Source organism: Hymenobacter chitinivorans DSM 11115 (assembly GCF_002797555.1).
GTDB classification, from domain to species: domain Bacteria; phylum Bacteroidota; class Bacteroidia; order Cytophagales; family Hymenobacteraceae; genus Hymenobacter; species Hymenobacter chitinivorans.
On sequence record NZ_PGFA01000001.1, the window covers coordinates 2025432 to 2050750 of the forward strand.

26 protein-coding genes are annotated in these 25319 nt (G+C 61.4%); 5 read left to right on the top strand and 21 right to left on the bottom strand.

Annotated elements, in window-relative coordinates:
* Positions 1–35 precede the first annotated feature (35 nt).
* The 10 genes from CLV45_RS08520 to CLV45_RS08565 form a co-directional block, all read right to left on the bottom strand.
* Positions 36–554 (bottom strand): hypothetical protein, encoded by a 519-nt coding sequence (locus tag CLV45_RS08520; protein WP_100335936.1) that lies wholly within the window; start codon positions 552–554, stop codon positions 36–38.
* Positions 555–625: 71 nt separating this feature from the next.
* Positions 626–1222 carry a hypothetical protein gene (locus tag CLV45_RS08525; protein ID WP_100335937.1) on the bottom strand — a complete coding sequence of 199 codons (597 nt, stop codon included), beginning with the start codon at positions 1220–1222 and terminating at the stop codon, positions 626–628.
* Positions 1223–1259: 37 nt separating this feature from the next.
* On the bottom strand, positions 1260–1745 hold the full coding sequence (locus CLV45_RS08530; RefSeq protein ID WP_100335938.1) for a hypothetical protein: 486 nt from the start codon (positions 1743–1745) through the stop codon (positions 1260–1262).
* Positions 1746–1825: 80 nt separating this feature from the next.
* Complete coding sequence (locus tag CLV45_RS08535; RefSeq protein WP_100335939.1) at positions 1826–2941, bottom strand: alpha/beta fold hydrolase; 1116 nt, start codon at positions 2939–2941, stop codon at positions 1826–1828.
* Between the two features lie 102 nt (positions 2942–3043).
* Positions 3044–3727, bottom strand: a complete 684-nt coding sequence (locus tag CLV45_RS08540) for a hypothetical protein (protein ID WP_100335940.1) — start codon at positions 3725–3727, stop codon at positions 3044–3046.
* Between the two features lie 187 nt (positions 3728–3914).
* Positions 3915–4799, bottom strand: coding sequence for a tetratricopeptide repeat protein (locus CLV45_RS08545; protein WP_157807376.1), 885 nt, complete (start codon positions 4797–4799; stop codon positions 3915–3917).
* A 5-nt stretch (positions 4800–4804) separates the two neighbouring features.
* Positions 4805–5170, bottom strand: a complete 366-nt coding sequence (locus CLV45_RS08550) for a hypothetical protein (protein ID WP_100335942.1) — start codon at positions 5168–5170, stop codon at positions 4805–4807.
* 55 nt (positions 5171–5225) lie between these two features.
* Positions 5226–7055 carry a peptidoglycan D,D-transpeptidase FtsI family protein gene (locus CLV45_RS08555; protein ID WP_100335943.1) on the bottom strand — a complete coding sequence of 610 codons (1830 nt, stop codon included), beginning with the start codon at positions 7053–7055 and terminating at the stop codon, positions 5226–5228.
* A 151-nt stretch (positions 7056–7206) separates the two neighbouring features.
* A complete protein-coding gene (locus tag CLV45_RS08560; protein ID WP_100335944.1) occupies positions 7207–7545 on the bottom strand; it encodes a cupin domain-containing protein in 339 nt (112 codons plus the stop codon).
* A gap of 67 nt (positions 7546–7612) precedes the next feature.
* On the bottom strand, positions 7613–8683 hold the full coding sequence (locus CLV45_RS08565) for a DUF3667 domain-containing protein (RefSeq protein WP_100335945.1): 1071 nt from the start codon (positions 8681–8683) through the stop codon (positions 7613–7615).
* Positions 8684–9214: 531 nt separating this feature from the next.
* On the opposite strand from CLV45_RS08565, the gene CLV45_RS08570 reads away from it, so the two are divergent.
* Positions 9215–9886 carry a hypothetical protein gene (locus tag CLV45_RS08570; RefSeq protein ID WP_157807377.1) on the top strand — a complete coding sequence of 224 codons (672 nt, stop codon included), beginning with the start codon at positions 9215–9217 and terminating at the stop codon, positions 9884–9886.
* Between the two features lie 242 nt (positions 9887–10128).
* On the opposite strand, the gene CLV45_RS08575 is transcribed toward CLV45_RS08570, so the two are convergent.
* Positions 10129–10956, bottom strand: a complete 828-nt coding sequence (locus CLV45_RS08575; RefSeq protein WP_100335947.1) for an acyl-CoA thioester hydrolase/BAAT C-terminal domain-containing protein — start codon at positions 10954–10956, stop codon at positions 10129–10131.
* 394 nt (positions 10957–11350) lie between these two features.
* On the opposite strand from CLV45_RS08575, the gene CLV45_RS08580 reads away from it, so the two are divergent.
* Positions 11351–12046, top strand: coding sequence for a hypothetical protein (locus CLV45_RS08580; protein WP_100335948.1), 696 nt, complete (start codon positions 11351–11353; stop codon positions 12044–12046).
* Positions 12047–12397: 351 nt separating this feature from the next.
* Here CLV45_RS08580 and CLV45_RS08585 read toward each other — a convergent pair whose 3' ends face one another.
* The 5 genes from CLV45_RS08585 to CLV45_RS08605 all read right to left on the bottom strand — a co-directional run bounded on the left by CLV45_RS08585 (position 12398) and on the right by CLV45_RS08605 (position 18088).
* A complete protein-coding gene (locus CLV45_RS08585; protein WP_100335949.1) occupies positions 12398–12955 on the bottom strand; it encodes a transposase in 558 nt (185 codons plus the stop codon).
* A 222-nt stretch (positions 12956–13177) separates the two neighbouring features.
* Complete coding sequence (locus CLV45_RS08590; protein ID WP_100335950.1) at positions 13178–13690, bottom strand: hypothetical protein; 513 nt, start codon at positions 13688–13690, stop codon at positions 13178–13180.
* Between the two features lie 35 nt (positions 13691–13725).
* Complete coding sequence (locus CLV45_RS08595) at positions 13726–17226, bottom strand: methylmalonyl-CoA mutase family protein (RefSeq protein ID WP_100335951.1); 3501 nt, start codon at positions 17224–17226, stop codon at positions 13726–13728.
* A gap of 92 nt (positions 17227–17318) precedes the next feature.
* Entirely contained in the window at positions 17319–17771 is a 453-nt protein-coding gene (locus tag CLV45_RS08600; RefSeq protein ID WP_100335952.1) for a hypothetical protein, read from the bottom strand.
* Between the two features lie 53 nt (positions 17772–17824).
* On the bottom strand, positions 17825–18088 hold the full coding sequence (locus CLV45_RS08605; protein WP_100335953.1) for a hypothetical protein: 264 nt from the start codon (positions 18086–18088) through the stop codon (positions 17825–17827).
* Between the two features lie 298 nt (positions 18089–18386).
* Between CLV45_RS08605 and CLV45_RS08610 the strand changes: the two genes are divergently transcribed.
* Complete coding sequence (locus tag CLV45_RS08610; RefSeq protein WP_100335954.1) at positions 18387–19124, top strand: hypothetical protein; 738 nt, start codon at positions 18387–18389, stop codon at positions 19122–19124.
* Positions 19125–19599: 475 nt separating this feature from the next.
* On the opposite strand, the gene CLV45_RS08620 is transcribed toward CLV45_RS08610, so the two are convergent.
* The 5 genes from CLV45_RS08620 to CLV45_RS08640 all read right to left on the bottom strand — a co-directional run bounded on the left by CLV45_RS08620 (position 19600) and on the right by CLV45_RS08640 (position 23081).
* Positions 19600–20463, bottom strand: coding sequence for a carboxypeptidase-like regulatory domain-containing protein (locus CLV45_RS08620; protein ID WP_100335956.1), 864 nt, complete (start codon positions 20461–20463; stop codon positions 19600–19602).
* Between the two features lie 89 nt (positions 20464–20552).
* Entirely contained in the window at positions 20553–21155 is a 603-nt protein-coding gene (locus CLV45_RS08625) for a Uma2 family endonuclease (RefSeq protein WP_245882797.1), read from the bottom strand.
* A 97-nt stretch (positions 21156–21252) separates the two neighbouring features.
* Positions 21253–21606: a hypothetical protein gene (locus CLV45_RS08630; protein ID WP_100335957.1), complete on the bottom strand. Its 354-nt coding sequence runs from the start codon at positions 21604–21606 to the stop codon at positions 21253–21255.
* A 168-nt stretch (positions 21607–21774) separates the two neighbouring features.
* The gene (locus CLV45_RS08635) at positions 21775–22176 is read right to left on the bottom strand and encodes a GlcG/HbpS family heme-binding protein (protein WP_100335958.1); all 402 of its coding nucleotides are present in this window, start codon (positions 22174–22176) and stop codon (positions 21775–21777) included.
* Positions 22177–22241: 65 nt separating this feature from the next.
* Positions 22242–23081, bottom strand: coding sequence for a hypothetical protein (locus tag CLV45_RS08640; RefSeq protein ID WP_100335959.1), 840 nt, complete (start codon positions 23079–23081; stop codon positions 22242–22244).
* 132 nt (positions 23082–23213) lie between these two features.
* Here CLV45_RS08640 and lepA point away from each other — a divergent pair, with 132 nt between their 5' ends.
* Positions 23214–25001, top strand: a complete 1788-nt coding sequence (gene lepA, locus CLV45_RS08645) for a translation elongation factor 4 (RefSeq protein WP_100335960.1) — start codon at positions 23214–23216, stop codon at positions 24999–25001.
* 105 nt (positions 25002–25106) lie between these two features.
* Positions 25107–25304, top strand: coding sequence for a hypothetical protein (locus CLV45_RS08650; protein ID WP_100335961.1), 198 nt, complete (start codon positions 25107–25109; stop codon positions 25302–25304).
* Positions 25305–25319 lie beyond the last annotated feature (15 nt).

The window sequence follows — 25319 nt, forward strand, 5'->3', positions numbered from 1 at the left end:
ACCGCTAAATGGACAGGCATTTTTTTAGTGGCCGCCTAGCCCCGGGTTAGAACAATGAGGCTGGCAACAAAGCCGCCGATAGTGGCCAGGCCCGCCAGCACAATGGCCAAAATCAGTCCCAGACCCTGGCCGGCGGTGCTAGGCATAATAATGAGCCGGTCCTGGGGCCGAAACCGGTGCGCCTGCGGGCTGCGCAGCTCCACCTCAGCGGCGCCGGGCGCGGTAAACTCGGCCACGGCCGTAATTCGCTCCCCCGCCATATTGACCCGCTTGAAGTTCATTAAGTTGGTCAGAGGACGCACGGGCAGACGTTGGTTCGTCCCTTTTAGCACCACCTCAAAGGGAGTATCCGTAGGGGCCAGGCCGGCAAACTGGCTGCGCTTGGTGGCTATTTCGTAGGTGCCGGCCCTGGGCAGGGCCAGGTCAAAGGATACTTGGGTAGCATCCACTTCCAGCTGATTTTGGCTGTAGAGGGCAATAGTGCGGCCGATGCTTTTAAGTAGGAAGTACAAACCAACCAGAAACAGCAGCGGAAAACAGATTTTATACAGCATCGGAAAGTAGCCAGAGTACGGGTAAACGGACGCGCGCGGCCCTTACCGCTCAAGTGGGGCCTGGTCGGGGGCTAGCCGGCCGCCCGGCCCGCAAAGTGCTGCCGGGCCAGGGCCAGAAATTCCGTTGGGGTTAAGTAGCGGCGGAAGAAATCGGCCAGGCTGCCCACCGTGCTTATTTCCTGAAAAAATACTTCGTGGTCGGTGCCGTACACGGTCGGGTTCTGCGGGTCGGCGTCGCCGAGGCAGACGAAGTAGTGGTCAGGGAAGCCATAGGAAAAGCAGAAGCAGATGAATTCCAGCGGCTCGCCGGGAATGGTCTGCTGCACCTGCGCGGGCGTGACCAGGTCGTCCAGCTCGCCGTAGTTGGGGGTGTCCTTGGTGAAGGGCGTGAACCGGAAAGGCCGGTAAAAGTCCTGGCCGTAGGGAAGCTCGTGGTCGGAAAAGAAGTGCCGGCGCAGAGCCTCAAAAAAAGCCGCCGAATCCTGGGCGTACAGGCTCTGGTGCTGGGCGTAAAACTCGTCGAGGCCGAAAAGCTCCTCGGCGTAGCTGCGCGGGTAGAGCGGGTGCGGAAACGAAGTGGCCAGCAGAAACTCCGGCAGCGTAGCATCGGGCGCGGCCGGGGTAGTGCCGCCAAGTTGGTGAATCAGCTGCCGGATTTCGGGCGTCATGCGCGGGTTAGTAAGGAAGGAAGGAAGGGTAAGGAGCTTACTTTTTGAGTACCAGTTCGGCCTTGGTGATGCGCAGCGTGGGGTTGGCCGCCGCTACCAGGTGGGCCCGGAAGGTGTAGGTACCGGCCGCGGGCACGGTCAGGCTGCCGTTCTTGCCCGTGAAGCGCCAGTTTACTTTGCCGTTGAGGTTGGTCTTAACTTCTCCCACGGTAACGTTCTTCTCGGTCGGGTCCAGCTCCAGCTGCTGGTAGGGCCGGCCGTTTTGGAGCACCTGCACCTGAAACCGCACCGGGGCCTCCCCGTCGTAGGCCATATCCATGTCCGACCACAGGGCTACCTGCTCATCTTTCTGCAGCTGCAGCGTGGCTTCCCGGGTTACTTCGTGGCCCGGGGTGCTCAGGGCGTTGATGGGCAGGCGGGCCACTTCTTTGCCAAACAGACTGCCGCAGGCGCTGAGCGGGACGGCCAGCGCCAGGGCCGCCCATAACTTACTAGTGCTGGATACGAAGGAGGAATACGGCATGGGCTGATTTGGTTAGAAGAGCAAGCTTAGGGCTTTTTCCGCAAAAGCCGCAAAAGCCGCCACCCATCGGTGCCCTACGGCTACTTGCGGCCCGCGGGCTTGGCGGCCAGGGGCCTGACTTCGTTGACGAGCGTGAGCAGCAGCTTGCCGGGCTCTTCGAGCGGAATCAGGTGGGCCGAGTTTTCAAACCAGACGCCCTTTTTCAGCGGGGCCCGCACCTGAGTTAGCCAGGCCGCCGTGGGTTCCGAAGGCGTGGTGTAGTCGTGGCGGCCCATGAGCATGAACACCGGGATGGGAAAGGACTTCACGGGCTTAAAATCGACCTGCAAAAAAGCGGGTAATAGTCGGCCCAGGGTAAACTGGTTGCCCTGGTCGATGGCCGCCGTTTCGGCGGCGGTGTAGGCCGGCGACAGGAGCGGGGCATTGAAGTAGTAATCCGAAGTGGACCGGTAGGCCGAGAGGCCGCCGTAGTACTGGGGCCAGGTGCGGGCAATGATGATTCGCTCCCGGGTAATGGGCTGGTTGCCGGGGTAGGGCGCAATGGAGCGAAGCTCCCGCAGGGCCGTTTCGTTTTTCTCCGCCGTAGCCCGCTTCAGCGCATATTCAAAGCTCAGCCGCTCGTTGTCCTGCACGCTGATGACCTGCCCAATGCCGACGTAAGCGTAAAACAGGTCGGGGCGCTTCAGGGCCGCGCGCATGCCCACGATGGTGCCCCAGCTGTGACCCATGAGAATAACTTTGGGCTGCCCGTATTTCTGGCGCACCGCCTCGGCCAAAGCAATGGCGTCGTCGACGTACTGCTCGATGCGGATGGTGGCGCCCAGATTCGTGGTGTCGTTGGTGGCGTAGGTTTTGCCGGCGGCGCGCTGGTCGTACTGCACCACGGTGAAATACTCCTCCAGGGGCCGCTGAAACATCCACGATACCGGAGCCATGGGCGAGGCCGGCCCGCCGTGCACGAACAGGATAATGGGGTTGCGCCGGTCTTGTCCCCGCACGTACACCCACTGTTTGACCCCACCAATGGGCAGGGCATACGTCTCCTGTACCCCGTTGGGCGTCACAATGGAGTCGTGGTCGGCAATGATACGGCGCGCGGCGGCGTAGGGGTTGGCGGGCGCCGGGCCCTGGGCCCGGGCCGTACCTGAACCAAGCAATAGCAGCCCCAGGCGAAGGGAAAACAGGAGTTGTTTCATAGCAAATCAAGCGGGTAAGACGGAGGAGTGCACCCGGCCCAGCCGGGGCCGTGCCTGGCAAGACGCCGCCCCGCCGACATGCGTTGCCTGCCGGCCTACTTCTTACTTGCGCGCGGCGGGTACTACGCTCAGCTTGGGCGCGGCCGCGTCGCGGATGTAGAGGCTGGCTCTTTCGGTTTCGGCGGTGTCCGACAGAGCCCACCAGACTTCCGTGCCCTTGGTACCGATGCGGACGGCCTCTTTATATTGCCCGAAGGGTCGCTCATAATTCATGGTCAGCCCGGCAAAACCCGTCTTGTCGTTGACAATCAGCTCGACGGCGTCCTGGTTGTGGCGGTCCAGGGCAATGACGCCGCGGCCGTTGTCGAGGAAAGACATGCCGCCCCGTTCCTGCCCGGTGGAGTCGTGGATGGTGAGGCCGTAGGAAGCCGCAATCCGGGGATACACTTTGCCCTGCAGCACGGGGTTGGGGGCCTCGCCCAGAATAAGCCGGTCCTGCCCCTTGGGGCCCAGCACGACCAGGGAGGCGGTGCCGGCATCTTTACGCCGGCGGCCGGCCGTTTCGGCCGGTGCTCCAATCAGGATGCGGGCTTTGCCAGCGGCATCTTCCACCGTAATGCCCCGCACGTGCAGGTACGGCGGGCGGGCCGCCACGAAGCTGCTCAGGGCCGCGGCCAGCAGGGCCAGGCCGCCCAGAATGCCCAGCAGGCGCTGGCGCTTAAGCTGCTTTTCCAGCAAGTCGATGCGGTGCTGCAGGCTGGCTAAGTCGGCTTGGTTAGAAGTCATAAAAGGGTAGCGTACAGCAGTGGTACATAGTGCCAAGCTGTACGCTGTCCTTTTCTAAGTTGTTTAGCAGCAACCGGAAAAACCAGCGGAGGCCGGCCGCATTCGGCGCTATAGGTTTTTTGAATGCTTGTGGGGCCGCCGTGCGCCCTAAACCCCAGCAACGATTCCGGGAAACGTGCTTTCCCGCCTAGCGGCAGTACTGGCGTTGCAAAGCCGGGGCTTCCTCAACTCCGTAAGCGGCTGCTTTGGCCAGATCAGCACAGCCCACGGTGGGCTGATGACGGGTTTCCAGGAAGTACAGCGCTTTGGTCAGGTGGCCATACCCCAGCAGCTCACGCAGCCGACGGATGCTGTCCTGCTGGAAGCCCTTGGCTTGCGGGTAGCGCTGAAGTCGGGTCAGCGCGTGGCGCAGCCCGGCTAACCTGACCTCACTGGTTTGGCTGAAGTGCTGGTCGTCGTGCTGCAGGGCGTAGATATCGGCCAGCTCCTGATACACGCCCGAGCGGTCCTGATACAGCGGCAAGGCCTTCTGGCAGTCCTGGACGGCCGCTGCGTAGTTGTCCTGCAATACGTACAAGAGTGCGCGCTGCCGGTAGTAATAGCCCACCTGCTGATTCAACGCAATAGCCCGGGAAAGCGCGGTCAGGGCCTGCGCCGGGTTCTTTTGGGTGCTGGCCAGCCACACCCAACCGAGGTCCAAATCAGGGCGGGTACGCAGCAAGGCGCGCAGTTTGGTGCGTTGGGCCGCCGTATCGGCTTTGTGCGGGCCAAACGGCTGGAAGCAGCCGAGATAGAGCGAGGCCAGCTCGTTCAACAGGTCCGGTGATTGGCGCAGCAGGTGCGCGGCCGCCGACAGCGAATTTTGCTCACCAGCTGCCGGCTTGGAAACAAAGTAGGCAACCGGGCTCATTCCGGCCGCTGGCTCCAGCACGGGTGCTAAGACCTCTAGCTCCTCCGTGAAGCGTACCAGGGCGGCGGCCTTGGTCGTGGGCGAAGTTAAGCCCTCAGGGGCGGGTGATGCGCAAGCCGTGAACAACAGGGCTGCAGCTAGCAGTAGGCGGGAAGGCGACATAGAATTCAATAAAGAGCAAGGTCGCGGCGCCCGTTCCGCGTTATTAGGAAGGTGGCGCTAAGCACTTCTTGCCCGTAGAATAGCCCCTGGGCGTAGAATGCGCTACACCCGGTGGCGGCGAGGGCTGCAAGCATGCAGCCCAGTACTGCATAAGAAGGCCGCTGCTTGGCAGATACGCTGATCATGACGGCCTGAGTTAGCCAAACAAAGGCGGCAATGCCGGCCACACCGGCCAAAAGAACGAGGAACACATCCGCCCCCAGGTTACTCTTCGTGGCCAAGGTCAGAACCGAGATGATAAGACAGGCGCCGAGCGTGGCGAGCAGGGCTTTGGTCCAGACCCGGGCTACGGCAGCGGTTGCTTTCAGCATTGATGGCGAACGTTAGCCCCTAGCGGATAGATGTACAGGGTCGGGAGCTGCTTGGCTAGTACCCATTCCGAGCCCGGTGCTGAATCCGCTTTTCCCAGCGCTTGCGCTTGGGGGCAATGGTGCCGCGCAGGTGCTTTTCCATGACCATCACGGCGCAGGGCGCGGCGGCAGTGGCCCCGAAGCCGGCGTTTTCGAGGTACACGGCCACGGCAATCTTGGGGTTATGGGCCGGGGCGAAGCCGACGAAGGCGGCGTGGTCGTCGCCCTCGTCGTTCTGCACGGTGCCGGTTTTGCCGGCCACGGTGATGCCCACGTCGGCGAGGCTGGAGGCGTCGGCGGTACCGCCGCGCTGCATCACGGCCACCATGCCGGGAATCAGGGCCTCGAAGTGGGTGCTGTCGACGAGGGTGTAGCGCTTGCGGGTGAAGCGGGCCAGGGGGCCATTCTCGCCGATGCCGCGCACGAGGTGGGGCGGGTAGTACCAGCCGCGGTTGGCAATAATGGCGGCCATGTTGGCCATTTGCAGGCCCGTAAGGTTGATTTCGCCCTGCCCGATGCTGAGCGAGTAGATGGAGCGGTAGGTCCAGTGGCGGGTGCGGCGGGCCTTGTCGTAGTAGGCGGCCGTGGGCAGAAAGCCGGGGGCCTCCCGGGGCAGATCCACGCCGAGCACGGAGTCGAGGCCGAAGGAGCGGGCGTAGCGCCGCCACTGGCTGAGATTGGCGTGGCGGGCGGCTATGGTGTCCTGGGCCAGGGAGTCGGGCACGCAGTCGATGAGGCTCTGCATGACCTGGTAGAAGTAGGGGTTGCAGCTGTACTTAAGGCCCAGGGTCAGGGTGCGGGCGGGCTTGTGGTGGTGCACGCAGCTGACCAGCTCCTGGTTGCAGCGGAAGGCCGAGCCGGGGGTAATGGCGTGCATTTGCAGGGCAATGGCGGCATTCACGAGCTTGAAGACCGAGCCGGGCGGGTTGGCCAGCATGGCGGGGCGGTTGAGCAAAGGCATGTCTTCGTGCTCGAGCAGCTCGGCGCGGACAGCGGCCTGGTCGGGGGCGGTGAGGGTGGCGGCGGGGTAGACGGGGGCCGATACGTAGGCCAGGATTTCGCCGGTGCGCGGGTCGAGGGCGACGAGGTAGCCTTTGCGGTTGCCGAGCAGCTTTTCGGCGTAGGCCTGGAGCTTGGCGTCGATAGTCAGGTGCAGGTCCTGGCCCTGCTGGAAGGTGGTGTCTTTGGCCCAGGTGCCGTGCGGCTGGCCCTTGGCATCCACCAAAGGGTGGAGGTAGCCGGGGTGGCCGGTGAGCAGGCCGTTGTAGTAGGCTTCCACGCCCCCGTTGCGCAGGCGGTAGAAGCGGCCCCGGTTGGTGCGGCGGGCCTGGCGGAAAAAGGGCTGGGCCTCGGCATTCTGGTAGCCCAGCACGGGGGCGCCGGCGGGCGTGGTGTAGGTGCGCTGCCGGCGCTGGAGCAGGGTGAGGCGGGGCACGGTGGCGCCGCTGTCCTGGCGGATGCGCTCGGCTTCTTTTCGGGTCAGGCGCAGCTGCACGGCCACGCCGTAGGCGCCGGGATAGGGCAGGGCTTCCCGGATGCGGCGGCGCACGGTGGTGGAGTCCCAGCCCAGGAGCTGGCCCAGGGCCAGGGTGTCGAGGGCGTGGCGGCCGGGGAGGCGGAGCAGGAACTGGGGGCGGGTGGCGACCAGCACGGAATCATTCCGGTCGAGGAGGCGGCCCCGGTAGAGAGTATCGGCCACCACGACGCGGCGCGGGGTGTAGACTTCGCCGGTGCTGGGGTCTTGAACGGGGGCGCTGGTGGGGTGGTCGGCGGGGGTAGAGCAGGCGGTAAGGACCGCTAGTAGGGCTAGCAGGGCGTTTTTCCACCGGAGGGTAGCAGTGCGCATGGGGTAAAGCTAGGCAATTGCCGGGCTTTGGGGCGGCGCTTTTCGGTGAAGGGGGTGGTTTGGCGGTTCTGCTGGGGTGGCGCGGCCCTTGGCCGCCTCTGCGGTAGGCAAGGAGTCCCCGAAAAGGAGAGGAGCAGCCAGACGGGGCAGGTTACGTGGACTTACTTGTTTGGATATCGGCCCGCTCGAAGGTGAGGTTCACGGAGCGGCCTTCCTTGGGGCGGGTGCGGTGGGGCACAGTGGCGGGGATGGTGAAGAGCTGCCCGGGCGTGAGCTCCACGGTGCGGCCTTCCAGGTCGATGCAGAGGGTGCCTTCCAGGACCAGGAAGGTTTCGTCGGAGTTGGGGTGGTGATGCCAGTAGAAAGGCTCGGTCATGACGCTGAGCCGCACGGTGTGGTCGTTGACCAGGGCCAGGGGAATGTTCTTGTACTGCGCTACCAGGTTGGTTTCGGGCTGGAGGTCAATGACGGTGAGGGGAGTGGGGTTCATGGCGGGGGTGGGAAGGGGTAGAAAAAGCCGGCCGCTGCTGCGCGGCGCCGCAGAGGAGGGCGGCGGCTTACACCAGCACGACACTCAGGCCCAGGGCGCCCAGCAGCCCGGCAGCAATGACAAAGCTGTAGAGGCTCAGCAGGAACACAAACTTAACGGCGGTTTTCAGCCAGCTCTGTTGGTAGGCTCGGTGCTGGGCCAGAAACAGGTACAGGGCCAGCAGGGGCAGCACCAGCAGGATGGACTTGGCGGGCACGTGGGCAAACAGGCTCAGGGCCATGCTCAGGGAAAAGAGCAGGAAGGCGAAGCAGTGCACGTGAATGGCGAACATGAGGTGGGCCAGGTAATATTGCTTGCGGCGCACGTAGAGCAGCTTGAGCAGCAGCGCAAACACGGGCATGAGCACGAACATCATCAGGGAGATGCCGCGCACGAACTGGTGGGAAATATCCTGCTCCGAGGACTGCGCGATGCGGTAGCCCTGGCGCAGGATAAACCGGGCGAGGGCCGAGGGCTCCTGGCCGTGGCGGCGCAGCAGCCCGTCGAGCTGGGCCGAGGAATACTCCGGCACTTCCCGCCATTCCCGGGGGGTGTAGAGCACGCCGTTCCAGCGGCGGTACTCCAGCGTGTCGCTGTCGACGTCCAGGTTTATGATGCCGTTGATTAGCGAAACGTGCCGGCTTTTGCGCAGCCGCAGCTGGTTCTGGACTGAATCGGCGGTGGGCGGGGTGGAGGCCAGGCGGATGGAGTCGGCGCGGAAGGTTAGGGCGGCGCGGCGCATCCGCTCGCCCAGGGTGTGGTTTTCGCCGTGCTCGGGGGCGTGCAGGGCCAGCGAGAGCAGCAGGAAAAACAGGAAGCTGATGAAGACGTACAGGCGCACGGGCGGCACGTAGGCCACGCGCTTGCCCTGCCAGAAGCGCAGCGTGAGCGTGCCCGGGGCAAAGAGCAGCAGGCGCAGGGTGCGAAAAACCTTGCCGTCGAAGTGGAACACGCCTTCGAGCACTTCCTCGGCCACGTGGCCGAAGGAGAGGTCGAGGGGGTGGTTTTGCTGGCCGCAGTTGGGGCAGTAGTTTTCGGCGGCTTCAAAGGGCCGCTCACAGTTGGCGCAGGCCGGGAGGTTGGAGGCGGAGTGCGCCATTGCGGAGAGAAGTAGGGGGTACTATATAGGGTGGCGCAAATTAAGGAACCGGCCCCTGCATTTAGCTGCTGCCGGCGTATTTTCCTGGAGCCTCGTTGCCGAACCCGGGCCTAGTGGCTACGGGACGGTAAGGGTGTGGCCTTGGCGCAAGCAGGTGTTACTTCGCGCAACTAGGGTTTTGCTTCGCGCGAAGGGTGTTTTAGGATAATCAACCCCTGTTTTGCTTTGCTCGAATCCTATTTTGAGTTCCTCGAATACCGTTTTGCCTTGCTCGAATAAGGTTTCGGGTCGCTCGAATAGGGTTTTGCTTTCCTCGAATAGGGTTTTGCCTTGCTCGAATGGCGTTTTGCTTTCCTCGAATGCTGTTTCATCTTGCTCGAATGGCGTTTTGCCTTGCTCAAATTGGAGTGGGGGGTGCTCGAATGCGGGTTTCGGGGCGGTTGCTATTGTTGAGCGTTTCAGCTACTTTGACGCTGGTTAGCAGAGGCTTACCACGCTGGCGAAGCGGTTTCGTCGTCTATGATTACCAGCATGAATCAGTTTAAAGAAGACCAGTTAGTGATGTGTGGACAGGTGGTGGATTATGTGACGGAAAACAAGGCGGCGGTGGCCGTCAGTGAGGTGGCCGGGGAGCAGGCCGCGGAAATAGCCGCCCTCTACGAGCAGGTGCAGGGGGCCCGCGGGGGCACGGCCAAGCGCACCCAGGAGCTAACCGAGGACGCCAAGACGGCCCGGACCACGCTGCTGGAGCTGCTGCCGGCCCTGCTGGGGCCGCTGAGCCGGATTGCGGCCCGCCTGCAGGACAATGACCTGCTGGCCTCGGTTACGCTCACCAGCAAGCAGCTGCGCAAGCTGCGGCCTCTGGCGTTTATCGGGGTGGTGCAGGCGGTGCTGGATAGCGCGGCCCGCCCCGCGGTGGTGCCGGAGCTGGCCAAGCAGGGCCTGCAGCCGGCGACGCTGCAGCCCCTGCGCGACGCGCTGGCGGCCTTTACCGTAGCGGCGCCGGCCCCGCGCAAAACCATCAACCAGCGGGTGGTGGCCGGGGCCGCGCTGGAGGACTTGCTGGACGAGCTGATGGACGAAATGCGGCAGCTGGACGAGGATATGAAGGCCTTTAAGCTGCTGAACAAGGAGCTGTACAAGGGGTATCGGCAGGCCCGGAAGCTGGTGACGACCGGCGGAAATGGGGCTACGGAGGCGTAGAGGGTGGGTGAAATGAGAACCGGCCCGCTTCCCTGAGAGGGGAGCGGGCCGGTTTTGTTGTTAGGGGGGCTTGTTACGCTGGGGCAGTCGCTCGGCTGTACCGAGTGACGACCAGGTGTGCGCAGCTCGGCGGCGAATTAGTTGGCGCGGCCAGAACAACCCTGCCGCGCGGGACGCGCGCCGTAGAATAAGCCCCCGCGGCATAAGCGTCACTCGGCACAGCCGAGCGGCTGCGCGGGGGCTTATTCTACAGCGCGCAGGAAGGCGAGAATGGCGGTCCGGGAGGGGTGTTCGGGGGTGGCGGGGAGAAACTTTTCATTCAGCAGGTGGCCCAGCTCCGGGTAATTGAGGTGGCTATAGGGGCGGGCGTAGCGTGCGGCTTGCAGGCGGGCCATGAGCTGTTCGCACATCAGGGTTGCGGGCCACACCTCATCCTGCGAACCGGAAAGCAGTAGGACGGCGGCTTTGCTGCGCTCCAGGGGAATACCGGCCGCGGCCGCCGCCGGCTGATTGGTGAGGGAGTTGGCGTAGAGCGTCAAAAGGGAAGTGGCGCCCTCGGACCGGAACGGCACGAAGGGCAGGGGCTGGCGGTGGGCCGTCCAGCTGGAGCCCGGGGTCTTTTTCCAGTCCTTCAGAATCCCCGCCCAGGCCACGGAGCTGGGCGAAATGGCGACGACGCCCCGCACGGCGGCGTGCCGGCTGGCCAGCAGCAAGGCCAGCTCCGCCCCTTTCGACCAGCCGACCAGCAGGATGCCTTGCCGCTTGCCGGGGGCCTGCCGGGCCAGCCACTTCATCGGCGCGTCGAAGTACTCCAGGGGAATCTGCTCCAGCTCGGCGGGCAGCCCGGCCGCCTTGCAATACGCCAGGGACAAGACCGGGTAGCCCTGCTCGACAAAGAGGCGGGCCAACTCGGTGGGCTTGCCGCCTTCCGCGCCCCCGAGCACCAGTACCGCGTATTTGGCTTCGGGGGAAGTGGCCGGGTGATAGTCGCCCACCACGCCCGGGGGCAGCTGCTGGCTAAAGGCGGGGAGGGTAAAGAGGCAGAGCAGGCGTAGCAAGAGGGCTTTCATCTGGTGGGGGTAAGGCGGCGCGGTCGTGCGCAGTTCTCCAGATGATGGCGGGCGGTGGGACGTTGCCTGCGGGGGTGAAAATGGTTGGAGGGCGTGCCAGGCGCTGCCGTTAAAATGGCCCCGCCGCCCGGATTTCGCGCACTCGCGCGGCTATGCCGAGTGACACCGATGCCGGAGGGGCTTGGCCCCGAGCGTCCCGCGTCGCGGAGCCGATCTGGACGACTCCGCGCGGCGCGGGACCGGCTGGCCGCCGGAGCGGCTTAGGGAGGCCAGCGCTGCTGGTTGGCAACCCGTGCCGGGTGGGAAATTTTAGGCGCAATGGAGCTATTTTGCAGCCGACTGTTGGCGCACGCCCACAGTTTCTTGCCAACGCGTTTTCACCTAGCCTGTTTTTATGATTAATGAGTTTGCCCACATCCTGCTCGACGCCTGCGACCGGTGCGGGGAGCTGTTCGTGCTGCGGGAGTCGGAGGGCGGTTCGCGCCCCCGGCCCAAGGCCTGGGCCAAGATTCCCAACGCCGCGTGGATTCCGCCGCAGGTGATGGACTACGGCCTGCAGCTCAACGGCTGTGTAACGGAGTGGGTCAGCCCCGATGATGACTCCGGCCGGCCAAAGGCCGTTGGGCGGTTTCAGATGCTGACGCTGGACGACATCTACAGCGACTGGAGCAAGGAACTGGGCTTGCACCACGAACCGGCCGACTCACGCCTGCACGCCTTCAAGGTGGTCGACCTGGCTTATACGGACGTGTGCGTGGGCCTCTACCACGACCAAGCGCAGGACCCGGGCCTGTACGTGTTTTGCCCCGGCGAAGGGGAGCCGCCCTACCCGCTGTACCTGGATTTGCTGGGCTATGCGCGCCTGCTGACCAAGTCGCTCGGCTATCAGAACTGGCAAATAGCACTCCTCCAACTGTTGCCTGACGACGGCATCAACATTGGGCATCGGCTGGCGCCAGAATACCCTGAACTCCGTGAAATGATGAGTGCCTGGGTCCCTGAGTTTGATTACGAGGCTTTTGTGGCCCAGTATCAGGAGCTGCAGCTTCGGAATTATACGCCTTCTGGATTGGCGTCGGGTAGTTCCTGAACCTGACTCGCACCCAATACTAGAGTAACGGTGGCAGTACGGTTGTTAGCGCGCTAGCAGGAGCTGAAGTTGCTGCGGGGCCGCGTCACTGCTGAAACGGCCCCCGCCGCCCGGACGACTCCCAGTAATGGTTTCGCGTTTCTGACGCGGCCGTTGGGGGCCGTTGCCGCCGGCGCGGGTAATTCGCTTCTGAAACGCGGTGCTGGCAAGTCACGAGTCAGAGACGCGCGCTAGTAGGGGGATGTAGAGACGCATATTTGCGTCTCAATCGTTGCTGATGTTGTTTACCGGGCATTATACCCCCGCGTCCTCGTTCAACGAGGAGACGCAAGTATGCGTCTCTACATCGTTTTAGCGGAACAGGCCTTCTTCGCCGGATTGTTCGTGCTGCCAGCGGGCAGGGTTGGTGACAATGTAATGGCGGATTTTGTCCAGCTCCTGCGAGCTACGCACTACCCGGTCGTGGTAGCGGGGTTGCCAGGTGAGGGGCAGGCCGGCGCGGCGGGCCTGGGCGGTGGTGCCAGCTTTGAAGCCGCGCAGGATGGCAGCTAGGTTGTCGCGCTGAGGGGTGAAGCGGTTTTCATAGTGCAGGGGTGGGGTAGGCTCGGTGGGTTTGTCGAACAGCAGTAGGCCGTGCAGGTGGTCGGGCATGAGGATAAAGGCATCCAGCAGCACAAAGGGGAAGCGCTGCGGAATCTGCTGCCAGGCGGCGGTGACCAGGGCGGCTACGGGCGTGGGGTGCAGGTAGGCCCGGTCCCAGTCGTGGTCCGGTACGATAATGTCGCCGAAGAAGCGGGTGCGGTGCTGGGTGCAAATGGTGACGAAATAGGCCCCGTTCTGCCCGTAGTCGTAGCCCCGCAGCCGGGCCGAGGCCACGCGGTATTTATCGTGGTATAATTCGGTAGCCATAGATAGAACGATGTAGAGACGCATACTTGCGTCTCCCCGTTGAACGAGGACGCCTGTAATACTACAGGATAAACAACATCAGCAACGATTGAGACGCAAATATGCGTCTCTACATCCGGTGGTGCCGCCCAGCAAAACGCCGCCCGGATTGCTCTGGGCGGCGTTTTGATTTGTCAAGTTAAGAATGCGCCTAACGCGCCAGACGGGATATTCTTCGTCTGTTTAAGAATATCTGTTTGCGTTAAAGGCAGCAGCAAATGCTGAAGAATCGACAAAGGCGGCTTTTAGATGCGGATCTAAGCTTTCGATGAGTATTGCTTCATTATCATTCAAGTCAAGAAAAACAATCATGCCTTCGTGATTGATGTAATTCGCTATTAGCCGTTCGCCACTAAAGAAATAGAGTTGGTCGAACTCGTAGTAATCACTGAATTTCTCGCTCTTGAAATTATGAACTGCAAACTCGTATTGTAAAAGTTTTGCCTTACAGCTCTCATTAAGCTGAAACATGCAAACTATATCGTCATCAGCTTCGACTAAGCCACCAGCTTCAAGTACCCAGTCACCAAAATAGCTTAGTCCATCAGGAAACAAATCAGCTTTCTTGAAAACCCCTGCAAAAGCAAAGCTGTCAGCAATTTTAAATACGAAGTTGTTGAGCACACTCTGCCAATCTTCGTCAGTGATGAAGTCCCATGCCGGGCAGTTCTCACCTTCGAGCTCAAGATTACTCATGAAAAGCTTATTGTGCAGAGTCATCTTAACCTGTCCTACATATTCCGGCGGTACTGTCCACCCACCTCGAACAGCGCATTCGTAATCTGCCCCAAGGAGCAGAACTTGACCGTTTCCATGAGCTCGGCGAAGAGGTTGCCGTTGGCAATGGCGACTTGCTGGAGCTGCTTGAGGCGGCTGGCGGTCTGGTCGGCGTTGCGGGTGTGCAGGATGTTGAGCATCTCGATTTGATACTGCTTTTCCTCGTCGGTGGCGCGGATAACCTCGGCGGGCACCACCGTGGGCGAGCCTTTGGAGGAGAGGAAGGTATTCACGCCGATGATGGGGTACTCACCCGTGTGCTTGAGCATCTCGTAGTGCATGCTTTCCTCCTGGATTTTGCCGCGCTGGTACATGGTTTCCATGGCACCCAGCACGCCGCCGCGCTCGGTGATGCGGTCAAACTCCATCAGCACGGCTTCTTCCACCAGGTCGGTGAGCTCCTCGATGATGAAGGAGCCTTGCAGCGGATTTTCGTTTTTGGCCAGGCCCAGCTCCCGGTTGATGATGAGCTGAATGGCCATGGCCCGGCGCACCGATTCTTCGGTGGGGGTGGTAATGGCCTCATCGTAGGCGTTGGTGTGCAGCGAGTTGCAGTTGTCGTAGATGGCGTAGAGGGCCTGCAACGTGGTGCGGATATCGTTGAAGTCGATTTCCTGGGCGTGCAGGCTCCGGCCGCTGGTCTGGATGTGGTACTTGAGCATCTGGCTCCGGGCGTCGGCGCCGTACTTGAGCTTCATGGCCTTGGCCCAGATGCGGCGCGCTACGCGGCCAATGACGGCGTACTCGGGGTCGATGCCGTTGGAGAAGAAGAACGAGAGGTTGGGCGCGAAGTCGTTCACGCTCATGCCCCGGCTCACGTAGTACTCCACGAAGGTGAAGCCGTTGCTCAGCGTCAGAGCTAGTTGGGTGAGGGGGTTGGCGCCGGCTTCGGCAATGTGGTAGCCGGAAATGGACACCGAGTAGAAGTTGCGGACCTTCTCCTTGATGAAGTACTCCTGCACGTCGCCCATCAGGCGCAGGGCGAATTCGGTGGAGAAGATGCAGGTGTTCTGGGCCTGGTCCTCCTTCAAGATGTCGGCCTGCACGGTGCCGCGCACCTGGCTGAGCGTACGTTTCTTGATGGTTTCGTAGACGTCGGCGGGCAGGACCTGGTCGCCGGTGACGCCGAGCAGCATCAGGCCCAGGCCGTCGTTGCCCTGGGGCAGCTCGCCCTGGTAGCGGGGGCGGTTGAGGCCCTTGTCGGCGTAGAGCTGGTTGATTTTAGCTTCTACTTCTGCCTCTAATCCGTTCTCCTTTATATAGAGCTCACACTGCTGGTCGATGGCGGCGTTCATGAAGAAGGCGGCCAGGGTGGCGGCGGGGCCGTTGATGGTCATCGACACCGAGGTGCTGGGGTTGGCCAGGTTGAAGCCCGAATAGAGCTTCTTCGCGTCGTCGAGGCAGCAGATGCTCACCCCGGCGTTGCCGATTTTGCCGTAGATGTCGGGCCGGTGGTCGGGGTCTTCGCCGTAGAGCGTCACCGAGTCGAAGGCCGTGGACAGGCGCTTGGCGGGCAGGCCCATGCTTACGTAGTGGAAGCGGCGGTTGGTGCGCTCGGGGCCGCCTTCGCCGGCAAACATGCGGGTCGGGTCTTCGCCCTCGCGCTTGAAGGGGAACACGCCGGCGGTGTAGGGAAACTCGCCGGGCACGTTTTCCTGGAGCTGCCAGCGCAAGAGGTCACCCCAGGCCGTGTAGCGCGGCAGGCTGACTTTGGGAATCTGCTGGTTCGAGAGGCTGGTGGTGTGGGTCTGGATGCGGATTTCCTTGTCGCGCACCTTAAACACGAACTCCGGGGCCTTGTAGGCGGCTACTTTTTGCGGCCAGGTTTCCAGGAGTTTCCAGTTCTGCCCGTCCAGCCGGAGTTTGACCTCCTCGAAGGTCCTCTCCAGGCCGGCCACGAGGCTTCCGGATTCGGATTGGTGGCCGCCGTGCCCGCTGCCAGGTCCTGCAGCGGCGTTTCCGACACTTTGGACGGCTCCGATGGCTTGCTTGATTCCGTAGAGTTGCTGAGCGGTGTCAGCTTGTTTGAGAACCCACTGGTCATATTGGCGGTTGGTTTCGGCGATTTCAGACAAATACCGCGTGCGGTGCGGCGGAATGATATAGATTTTCTCGGAGTCTTCCTTGGTGGTGGCAAGCTGGGAGGCAAACGGCACGCCCGTTTTGGTCTCAATCATGCTGAGGATGGCCCGGTAGAGGCGGTTCATGCCCGGGTCGTTGAACTGCGAGGCGATGGTGCCGAAGACGGGCATGTCGTCCAGGGGCTTGTCCCAGTGGCCGTGGTTGCGCTGGTACTGCTTGCGCACGTCGCGCAGCGCGTCGAGGGCGCCGCGCTTGTCGAACTTGTTGAGGGCAATGACGTCGGCGAAGTCGAGCATGTCGATTTTCTCCAGCTGGGTGGCCGCCCCGTACTCGGGCGTCATGACGTAGAGGCTGGCGTCGGAGTGCTCGATGATTTCGGTGTCGGACTGCCCGATGCCGGAGGTTTCGAGGATGATGAGGTCGAACTCGGCGGCACGCACTACGTCGACGGCGTCCTGGACGTACTTGCTCAGGGCCAGGTTGCTCTGGCGGGTGGCCAGGCTGCGCATGTACACCCGGGGCGAGTTGATGGAGTTCATCCGGATCCGGTCGCCGAGCAGGGCCCCGCCGGTTTTGCGCTTCGAGGGGTCGACGGAGATGATGGCAATGGTCTTCTCGGGGAAGTCCATCAGGAAGCGGCGCACCAGCTCATCCACCAGGCTCGACTTACCCGCGCCGCCGGTGCCGGTGATGCCTAATATTGGAGTTGTTAGTTGTTTGTTGTCAGTTGTTAGTTTTTCGTTGTCGGTTGTTGGGTCGTTCTGTTGGGCTTGTTCCCCCCCAACTGACAACTGACAACTAGCAACTAACAACTCTCTAACCTTCTCAAACTCCTCGGGGAAGTTTTCGGCGGCGGAGATGAGGCGGCCGATGCTGCGGGCGTCTTTCTCCTTGACGTGGGTTACTTCGCCGTTCAGGTTCTGGCCGGTGGGGAAGTCGCAGCGCTGGAGCAGGTCGTTGATCATGCCCTGCAGGCCCATGGCGCGGCCGGCGTCGGGGGAGTAGATCTGCTCGATGCCGTAGGCGTGGAGGTCTTCGATTTCGGTGGGCAGAATCACGCCGCCGCCGCCGCCGAAGAGGCGGATGTGGCCCGCGCCGCGCTCCTTGAGCAAATCGAACATGTACTTGAAGTACTCGTTGTGGCCGCCCTGGTAGGAGGTAATGGCAATGGCCTGGGCATCTTCCTGGATGGCGCAGTCCACAATTTCCTGCACCGAGCGGTTGTGGCCCAGGTGGATGACTTCGGCGCCGCTGCTCTGGATGATGCGGCGCATGATGTTGATGGCCGCGTCGTGGCCGTCGAACAGCGCGGCGGCGGTGACGATGCGGATGTGGTTTTTCGGCTTATAGGGAGCGGCGGGAGCTGCTTGCATAGCGCGGGGGAATGGGGTGGAATTTGGGTAGGCGAAGGTACGAAAAAAGCCCCGGCGGTGGGAGCGGGGGCTTTTTGTTGGGGAATGTCAAGCTATTTTCGGTAGTAGGATTCAACTTCGATGGTAATCCCAGTTCGTACTTCCTGGTTGATTTCAGCCAATGAATATTTTTTAAGAGCAACCTGAAGTGAATCTAGGGTTGGGCCTTTGTCCAGTAGCATGGGAATAACTCTTGCGTTGTACTTGCCATTCAGCACCAGTATAGGGCCCTGGTGCGAAGAGTTATCGAAGTGCCATAAGCCCCGAAAGTGGTGGTCGACGACTACTGGCCAGTAGTGGTAGCGTTTAAGAAGTGTGGGATTGTCGCGGTATGCTTCGGGGAGTTGGTTATTCACTGCCCGACGTAGTACTGCCAGCTTCGCCGAGTTCGGCCTGAAGCGCCGCTCCCGTTGCTTATCGGTGAATTCGGTATCACCAACGGGGCGGATTCCTTGGCAACTGGATAGAAGGGCGAGGTAGATGTAAGGAAGGTAGAGGAACCGCATAATTTGGCTTGTAGGGTAAAGCTACAAGTTAAGCAGTGGGAGCGGAGGCTTGGTTATGACCACAAAGACTCATCCACGAAACTCCGGGAGCCTTCCTCGTTGAACGTTTTGAGCAAGGCATCTACGGCTGCCAGAGGAATATCGACGGCCTCGAACGTGGCGAAGTCAATCTTCTTCAGGTCGTCGTGGCGGAAGATTTCGATTAGCAGCGTCTTTTCTCCCGTGCATTCCCACAACTCCCAGCCGGCCCCGTTGCGGGTGCTGACGTCACTGAACCATTGGAGTTCGAATTGCCGGGTGCCGATGGTGAAGCGCATAGGTCGGGGTTTTAGTAGAGTATTCTCAGGGACGGAGTGGAAACGCCAGCCCCAGCGGGGCGGCATATCGGTAGTAAGGATAGAGGAAACATTTGAAAAGCCCCAGCGGGGCGACACTACCGTTGCCAGGATTGGTGTCGCCCCGCTGGGGCTTGGGAAAATCAAGGTTATCTGGGTTTGCTACCAATATGTCGCCCCGCTGGGGCTGGTTGCGGGAGCGTCATGGGTTGGTGGCGGGGGAGGTGGTAGGTTGGGTAGTCCTAAGCCGTCTATCTTAGCGGGCTAAGAGCCTATACTTATGATGCGGATTCGAGTGCTGCTTATCGGGGTAATTCTACTAGGAACCGGGTTGTGGCTCTACGCCCGCTTGATGCCGGCTTTCGTGGATGGGGCGGTGAAAACCGAAGCGGATTTGCGGCTAAAACTAATGAGTGAGTCCCGCGCCACCTATTATAAAAAGGAAGCAGCGCTGCGCACCAACCGGAACACGCTGTTAGATGTGGGCTCGGGGCTGGCGGTGAGCGGCTTGGTAGTGCTACTACTTGGGCGGGTGTTACGGGTCGATACCGCGGCCGAGCTTCGGTGGCGGCCGACGTTTGGCAAGGGGGCCGTGTTGCTCTGGTTTAATGCTGGGTGGGGTATCTTATTCGTGGCCTTAAACTGGTATTACACGTACCGGGCGGCTCGTGGTGATTATCCCCCCTTTGCCGATAGTATTGGGATTCCCATTATGCAGGGTGCGGCTACTCTACTGTTTTACTGGCCGATTATAAATGGCCTGCTGCTGCTGGCCCTGTGGGGGGCGGAGCTGCCGGGCGTGCTCGGCGAAATGCCTTATCGGTACACCGGAAGGGCTATTGTGGTGGAAGTGGTGTTTGGTGTGTTTGCCCTGTTGCTGCTGCTAGAAACGGGGGAGAATATCGTGTATGGCGACCATCTGACTATTCCCGTCATGCTCGGCTTTCTGTACCTGGTAGTCGTGCTGCGGGCCGGGCACATGCAGGCCGTGAATCAGCGGCTGCGCGTGCAAGCATAGTTGCTCAAGTGTCATGGGTTGCTGCGGAGGCGGCAAGGGCCGGTGGCGGGGTGGCAATGAGGGCTGCCCTCGTGGCAAGGGCTGGTGGTGGGGTGACAATGAGGGCTGACCAAGTGGCAACGCTCGGTGGCGGGGTGACAATGAGCACTGGCGAGGTGGCAACGCCTGCTGCCGTCGTGGCAACGGCTGGTGACCGAGTGGCAAGGGCATCTGCCCTCGTGACAATGCGTACTGACCGGGTGACAAGGCGTGCTGCCCTCGTGACAACGGCCGCTGACCTACGCGCAATGCTTGCTGACCTCTTCACAATGGCTTGTGCACTGCTCACAATGCTCCGTGACTGAGTGACAAGAGGAGTTGACCGTGGGGCGACTGATGCCCTACATGGAGCGGCCGTGGTAAGGTCCTTCGCAAGCTCAGGATGACAGACGATTCTTATACCAAGCCACTAGCTATACCAGCTATACCGGGTCGGCTACTTCTTTATCTCCGTTAATACCGTGAAATACAGGCTGGGGAGCAGGTTGTGGATGGTCCAGGCGGCGTGGCCGTTTTCGCGCTCCACCATGCCGGGCTGCTTCTGGCGGACGACGGGAATGGAGAAGTACTTGTCTTCGGGGTCTTTCTTTTCGCTCTGGAGCCACTGCAGGGTAGCGGCCACGGGCTGGGCGTCGAGCTCGATATTATAGGGCCGCAGGTCCAGCTTGAGCCAGCCCTGGCGGGTGGGCGGGCAGATAAGCTGCACGTCCTGGGTGCTCAGGAGCTGGTCGGGGCGGTTGTCCTTGACGGTGTAGAGGTTGAGGCGGAAGCGCAGCAGCTCGTACTTATTGTCGGTGAAGTAGACGTGGAGTTCCTCTAAATAGGAGCGGCGCTCGGGGGTAAGCAGGGCCCCGATTTCCCAGCCCCATTCGTCGTCGACGGTGGTTTTGCCCGAGCTGCCGCCCATCCAGCGCACGTCGGCCTTGTCGGCGGAGCGGCCCAGCTTGCCGGGCTTCACCTTGCGGCTTTGGATGGTAACGCCCTTGAGCACCTGTTGCTGGGGCGTGAGCTGAAACACCCGCTGCCCGGCTATAACCTGGGCCGGCGGCACGAGGCGGGGCTCGAAGCCCACGCAGGAGACGATGAGCGTGTCGCGCAAATCGGGCGGGAGGCGCAGCAGGTAGCGGCCCTGCTCGTCGGCGGCGGTGCCGATGGCCTTGCCCCGCACGCCGAGGATGGCGAAGGGTACGGGCTCGTGGGTTTGGGCGTTGAGCACCTGGCCGGTCACGTTGACGGTTTGGGCCGGGGCGGAATAAGCAAACAAGAGCAGCAAGAGGCTGGCCAGGAGGCGAGGCAGCATTCGGTGAGGGAATTGGGCGCGGGGAGAAGAAGGGCGGAAACCGGTAAACTGCCGGCGGGGGAGTAGCAGAAGCTTATATCGTATAAAAGTTAGCGCAGCTCCCGCAGTTCCAGGCGGAAGCCGGGCAGCACGGCTTCGCCGGAGAGGGTATTATCGAAGCCCTGCACTATTTCCGGCTCGGGCTGGCCGGGGCGGTAGAGGTAGGTGGTTTCGGTGTCGGGGTCGAGCAGCCAGGCCAGCTGGGCACCGTTGCGGAGCCAGTCGAGCATTTTGGCCTGCAGGGTACGCAGCGAATCGGTAGCCGAGCGGAGCTCTACCACGAACTCCGGGCAGACGGGCGCAAACTTGTCCTGCTGCGCGGTGGTCAGGGCGTTCCACTTGGTGGCCGACACCCAGGAAGCATCCGGCGACAGCACGGAGCCGTCGGGCAGGGTGAAGCCAGTGTTGGAGTCGAAGACTTCGCCTAGCGCAGGGTTGGCGTGAAACCAGATGTAGAGCTGCCCGTTCAGGCGGGCGTTGCGTTTGCCGGAGCGGCTACCAGTAGGAGACATAATCATGATTTCACGCTCGGCCGTGCGCTCGATGCGCAGCTCGGGGTGTTGCTGGCAGAACTCGAAGAACTCGTCGTCGGACATGCGGGCCAGTAGGGGGCTGCGCAGGGTAATGACGTCTTCGGTGAGGGTGGGGCGCATATACAAGGAGAATTAGCTGCTTCAAGATACGCAAAAACGACACAGCCGGACTGCTCGAAAGCAGTCCGGCTATGGGCCTAAAGCGTAAAGAAGGGTTCTACTTCGCGGCTTGCTGCTCCAGGGCCTGGAGCAGCTCGTCGGCGGCTTTTTCGATGTCGTGGTAACCTTGCTGGGCGGCCCGCTCCTTGGCGGCAATGAGCCCGTCGCGGTGCACGGTTTTGAAGTCGCCGTAGGGAAACTTGTAGCGGCCTTTGCTGTCCTCGCCGTGGCTGGCGTCCTGGCCCAGGTGCCACTGGGCGTACTCCTGCATTTCGTGCTTATCCAGGAACTTGTTTTCGGCCGAGGAGTCGGGGTTATGCTCGCCCCAGTGGCCTTCATCGTTCTTGATTTTACCGTCCCGGATCAGCTGCTTGGCGTAGGTAACGGCGGCGGAATTTAGTTTGACGCTCATGGCTCTAGTGTGGGGTGGTGGTGGGTAGGGGCACGTGGCACGGGCCCGGAACATACCCAGCCATACGCGCCGGCCGAGCTTTCGTTAAGGCGGAGCTTGCCCCAAAAACAAACAGCCGAACTCCCTGGTGGAAGTCCGGCTGCTGCCAAATCATACTTACTAGGAAGCCTAGCGCACGGCGGCCAGGCCGGCCTGGGCCACGGCGTGGTCGTCTTCCACGGTGCTGCCCGAGACGCCGATGGCCCCGATTACCTGGCCATTAGCGTCGGTAATGGGCAGGCCGCCGGGGAAGGTAATCAGGCCACCGTTGGAGTGCTCAATGTTGAAGAGCGGGCCGCCGGGCTGGGAGATTTTCCCCAATTCGCCGGTGGGCATGTCAAAGAAGCGGGCCGTTTTGGCCTTTTTGATGGAGATGTCCAGGGAGCCGAGCCAGGCCCCGTCCATGCGGGCAAAGGCGGTGAGGTTGGCCCCGGCATCGACGACGGCAATGTTCATCTTAACGCCCATTTCCAGGGATTTTTGCTGGGCGGCGCGCACGGCGGCCTGGGCTTGTTCGAGCAGAATACTCATTCGTAGTGGGGTAGGTTGGTTGAGCTAGAACAACCCCGCCCCGGCCATAAGGTTAAGGTTGCCGGCTAAAAAGGCAGCCCCGTGCGCAATACCAGCCACCAAACCAGGCACAGCCCGCCGGTGAGCAGGAGCAAGTCGGTGTCGAGGCGGGTTTTGCGGGGCTCGGGCACCGTAAACTCGAACAAATCCTGGGCGCTCTTGATGGCAATGGGCACGACGAGCAGACCCATGCTCAGAAAATGCCCCAGCTCGTTGTCGCTCAGCTCGGGCAGCTTGAACAAGGCCACCACCAGGCTGCCGGCTAGCCAGGGCAGTACCAGACACATGGTAATCAGGCGGCGGCGGTTTTCGTAGCGCATCAGCGAAATCGAGTCGTGGCTCTGCAAAAAGCCAATGGCGGCGAAGTAGCCAAAGCCCACCTGCATGATGCCCGCTATGATGGCTAGGGTGATATTGATACCGTTGCCAGCCAGAAACAGCCAGCTGGGAATGTACCAGGCCCAGTTTTCCTCGAACGTGTCGGCTACCAGGGCACCTAGCACCAGGTTGCAGGCGTGCAGCGTAAACCAGAACAGAATCAGCTTAAATGCGCCCCGCTTCAGGCGGGCCCGGTGCCAGAACCAAAGCCCCGCCCCGATGGCCGCCACCGCGCACACCGCCGGCCCGATGCCGTACACGGCCAGCACGCCGGAACGCCACCATTCCGGGTCGGCAATGCTGAACTTGATACTGCTCACGTGCCAGGTGCCGGGAATACTTAGACGCAGCGCCATGAGCACGGTGGCCGCCTGGTAGAGGCCCTGGGCCAGCATATAGGTCAGGATATAGATAATGGTGCTATTGAGCGCCGTAATCTTGATTTTGGTGGAGGCGCTGTGGTTAACAGACAGAACGGGAACAGACATAAGAGCAACTAAAACGGATTACTTCGCACTAAAAGTACTAACTCTAAAGTTGTCTTCCCGCAGGCCACTGCGGGCCCCGAATAGCATTTGCGGGCGGTTTTGCCTACCTTCGTCTTTGAAAATACGCCACTAGTGAAGAACATTCGCAATTTCTGCATCATTGCCCACATCGACCACGGCAAAAGCACGCTGGCCGACCGGCTCCTGGAATTCACCAGCACCGTGTCGAAGCGCGACATGCAGGCCCAGCTGCTCGATAACATGGATCTGGAGCGGGAGCGGGGCATCACCATCAAGAGCCACGCCATCCAGATGCAGTACCCCTACAAAGGGGAGATGTACACGCTCAATCTGATTGACACCCCCGGCCACGTCGACTTTAGCTACGAAGTATCCCGCTCCATTGCCGCCTGCGAAGGCGCTTTGCTGATTGTGGACTCCTCGCAGGGGATTGAGGCCCAGACGATTTCCAACCTCTACCTGGCCATCGGCTCCGATCTGACCATCATTCCGGTGCTCAACAAAATCGACTTGCCCCACGCCATGCCGGAAGAGGTGTCCGACGAAATCGTGGACCTGATCGGCTGCGACCGGGACGAAATCATTCCGGCCTCCGGCAAATCGGGTATCGGTATTGAGGCTATTCTGAACGCCATCTGCGACAGAATTCCGGCCCCCAAAGGCGACCCGGAAGCTCCGCTGCAGGCCCTGATTTTTGACTCGGTCTTCAACTCCTACCGCGGTATCGAGGTGCTGTTCCGCATCAAGAACGGCACCATGCGCAAGGGCGACAAGCTCCGCTTCATGGCTACCGGCAAAGAGTACGGCGCCGACGAAATTGGCATTTTGGGGCTCAATCAGGAGCCCCGCCAGGAAATTGCGGCTGGCAACGTGGGCTACCTCATTTCGGGTATCAAAGAAGCCCGGGAAGTAAAAGTCGGTGACACCATCACCCACGTGGCCCGCCCCACCCAGGAGGCCATTGTGGGCTTCGAGGACGTGAAGCCGATGGTATTTGCCGGTATCTACCCCGTCGATACCACCGAGTACGAAGAGCTGCGCTCCTCCATGGAAAAGCTGCAGCTCAACGACGCCTCCCTGGTGTGGGAGCCCGAAACCTCGGCGGCCCTGGGCTTCGGCTTCCGCTGCGGCTTTTTGGGCATGCTGCACATGGAAATCGTGCAGGAGCGCCTGGAGCGCGAGTTCAACATGACGGTCATTACCACCGTGCCCAGCGTGCAGTTTCACGCCACCGGCACCAAGGACCAGCTGCTGACCATCAATGCGCCCTCCGAAATGCCGGAGCCGAACCTGATTAAGCACATCGAGGAGCCCTACATCAAAGCCCAGATCATCACGGCTTCGGACTACGTGGGCGCCATCATCACCCTGTGCATGGAGAAGCGCGGCATCATCAAGGGCCAGAGCTACCTGACCTCCGACCGGGTGGAAATGAACTTCGAGCTGCCCTTGTCCGAAATCGTGTTCGACTTCTTCGACAAGCTCAAAACCATCAGCCGCGGTTACGCCTCGCTCGACTACGAGCTGATCGGCTTCCGCGAGTCGGACATGGTCAAGCTCGACATCATGCTCAACGGCGAGAAAGTCGATGCGTTGTCGGCCATCGTGCACCGCTCCAAGTCGTACGAGTGGGGCAAGCGCATCTGCGAGAAGCTGCGCGAGCTGCTGCCCCGCCAGATGTTCGATATTGCCATTCAGGCCTCGATCGGGCAGAAAATCATTGCCCGCGAAACGGTGAAGGCCCTGCGCAAAAACGTAATTGCCAAGTGCTACGGCGGCGACATCAGCCGTAAGCGCAAGCTGCTCGAAAAGCAGAAGGAAGGCAAGAAGCGGATGCGCTCGGTGGGCTCCGTGGAAATTCCCCAAGAGGCCTTTTTGGCTGTCCTCAAACTCGACTGATTTCAGAAACGCGGCCCCCGAGCCGCGTTTTTTTTTACCCGCATTGCCTCATTTTTCACCTCATACCATTCTTGCAAAGGCGTCGTATGACTTTCCCCTTATCCCATGTCTACTTCCCTCACCAAGAACTGCACGAGCCAGGCTCAGCTGGAAAAAATTGTCAAAGGCCAGGAGCGTAAGTTCCGGTGGCGCGACGACTGGCCCCAGATGGAGCAGGCCATCCTGACCGAAGGCGCTGCCGCCATTGCCCGGCACCAGGCCGCTCACCCCTCGACTCCGAACCCCGACCAGGGATTAGTATAACTCAACCAGCTTATT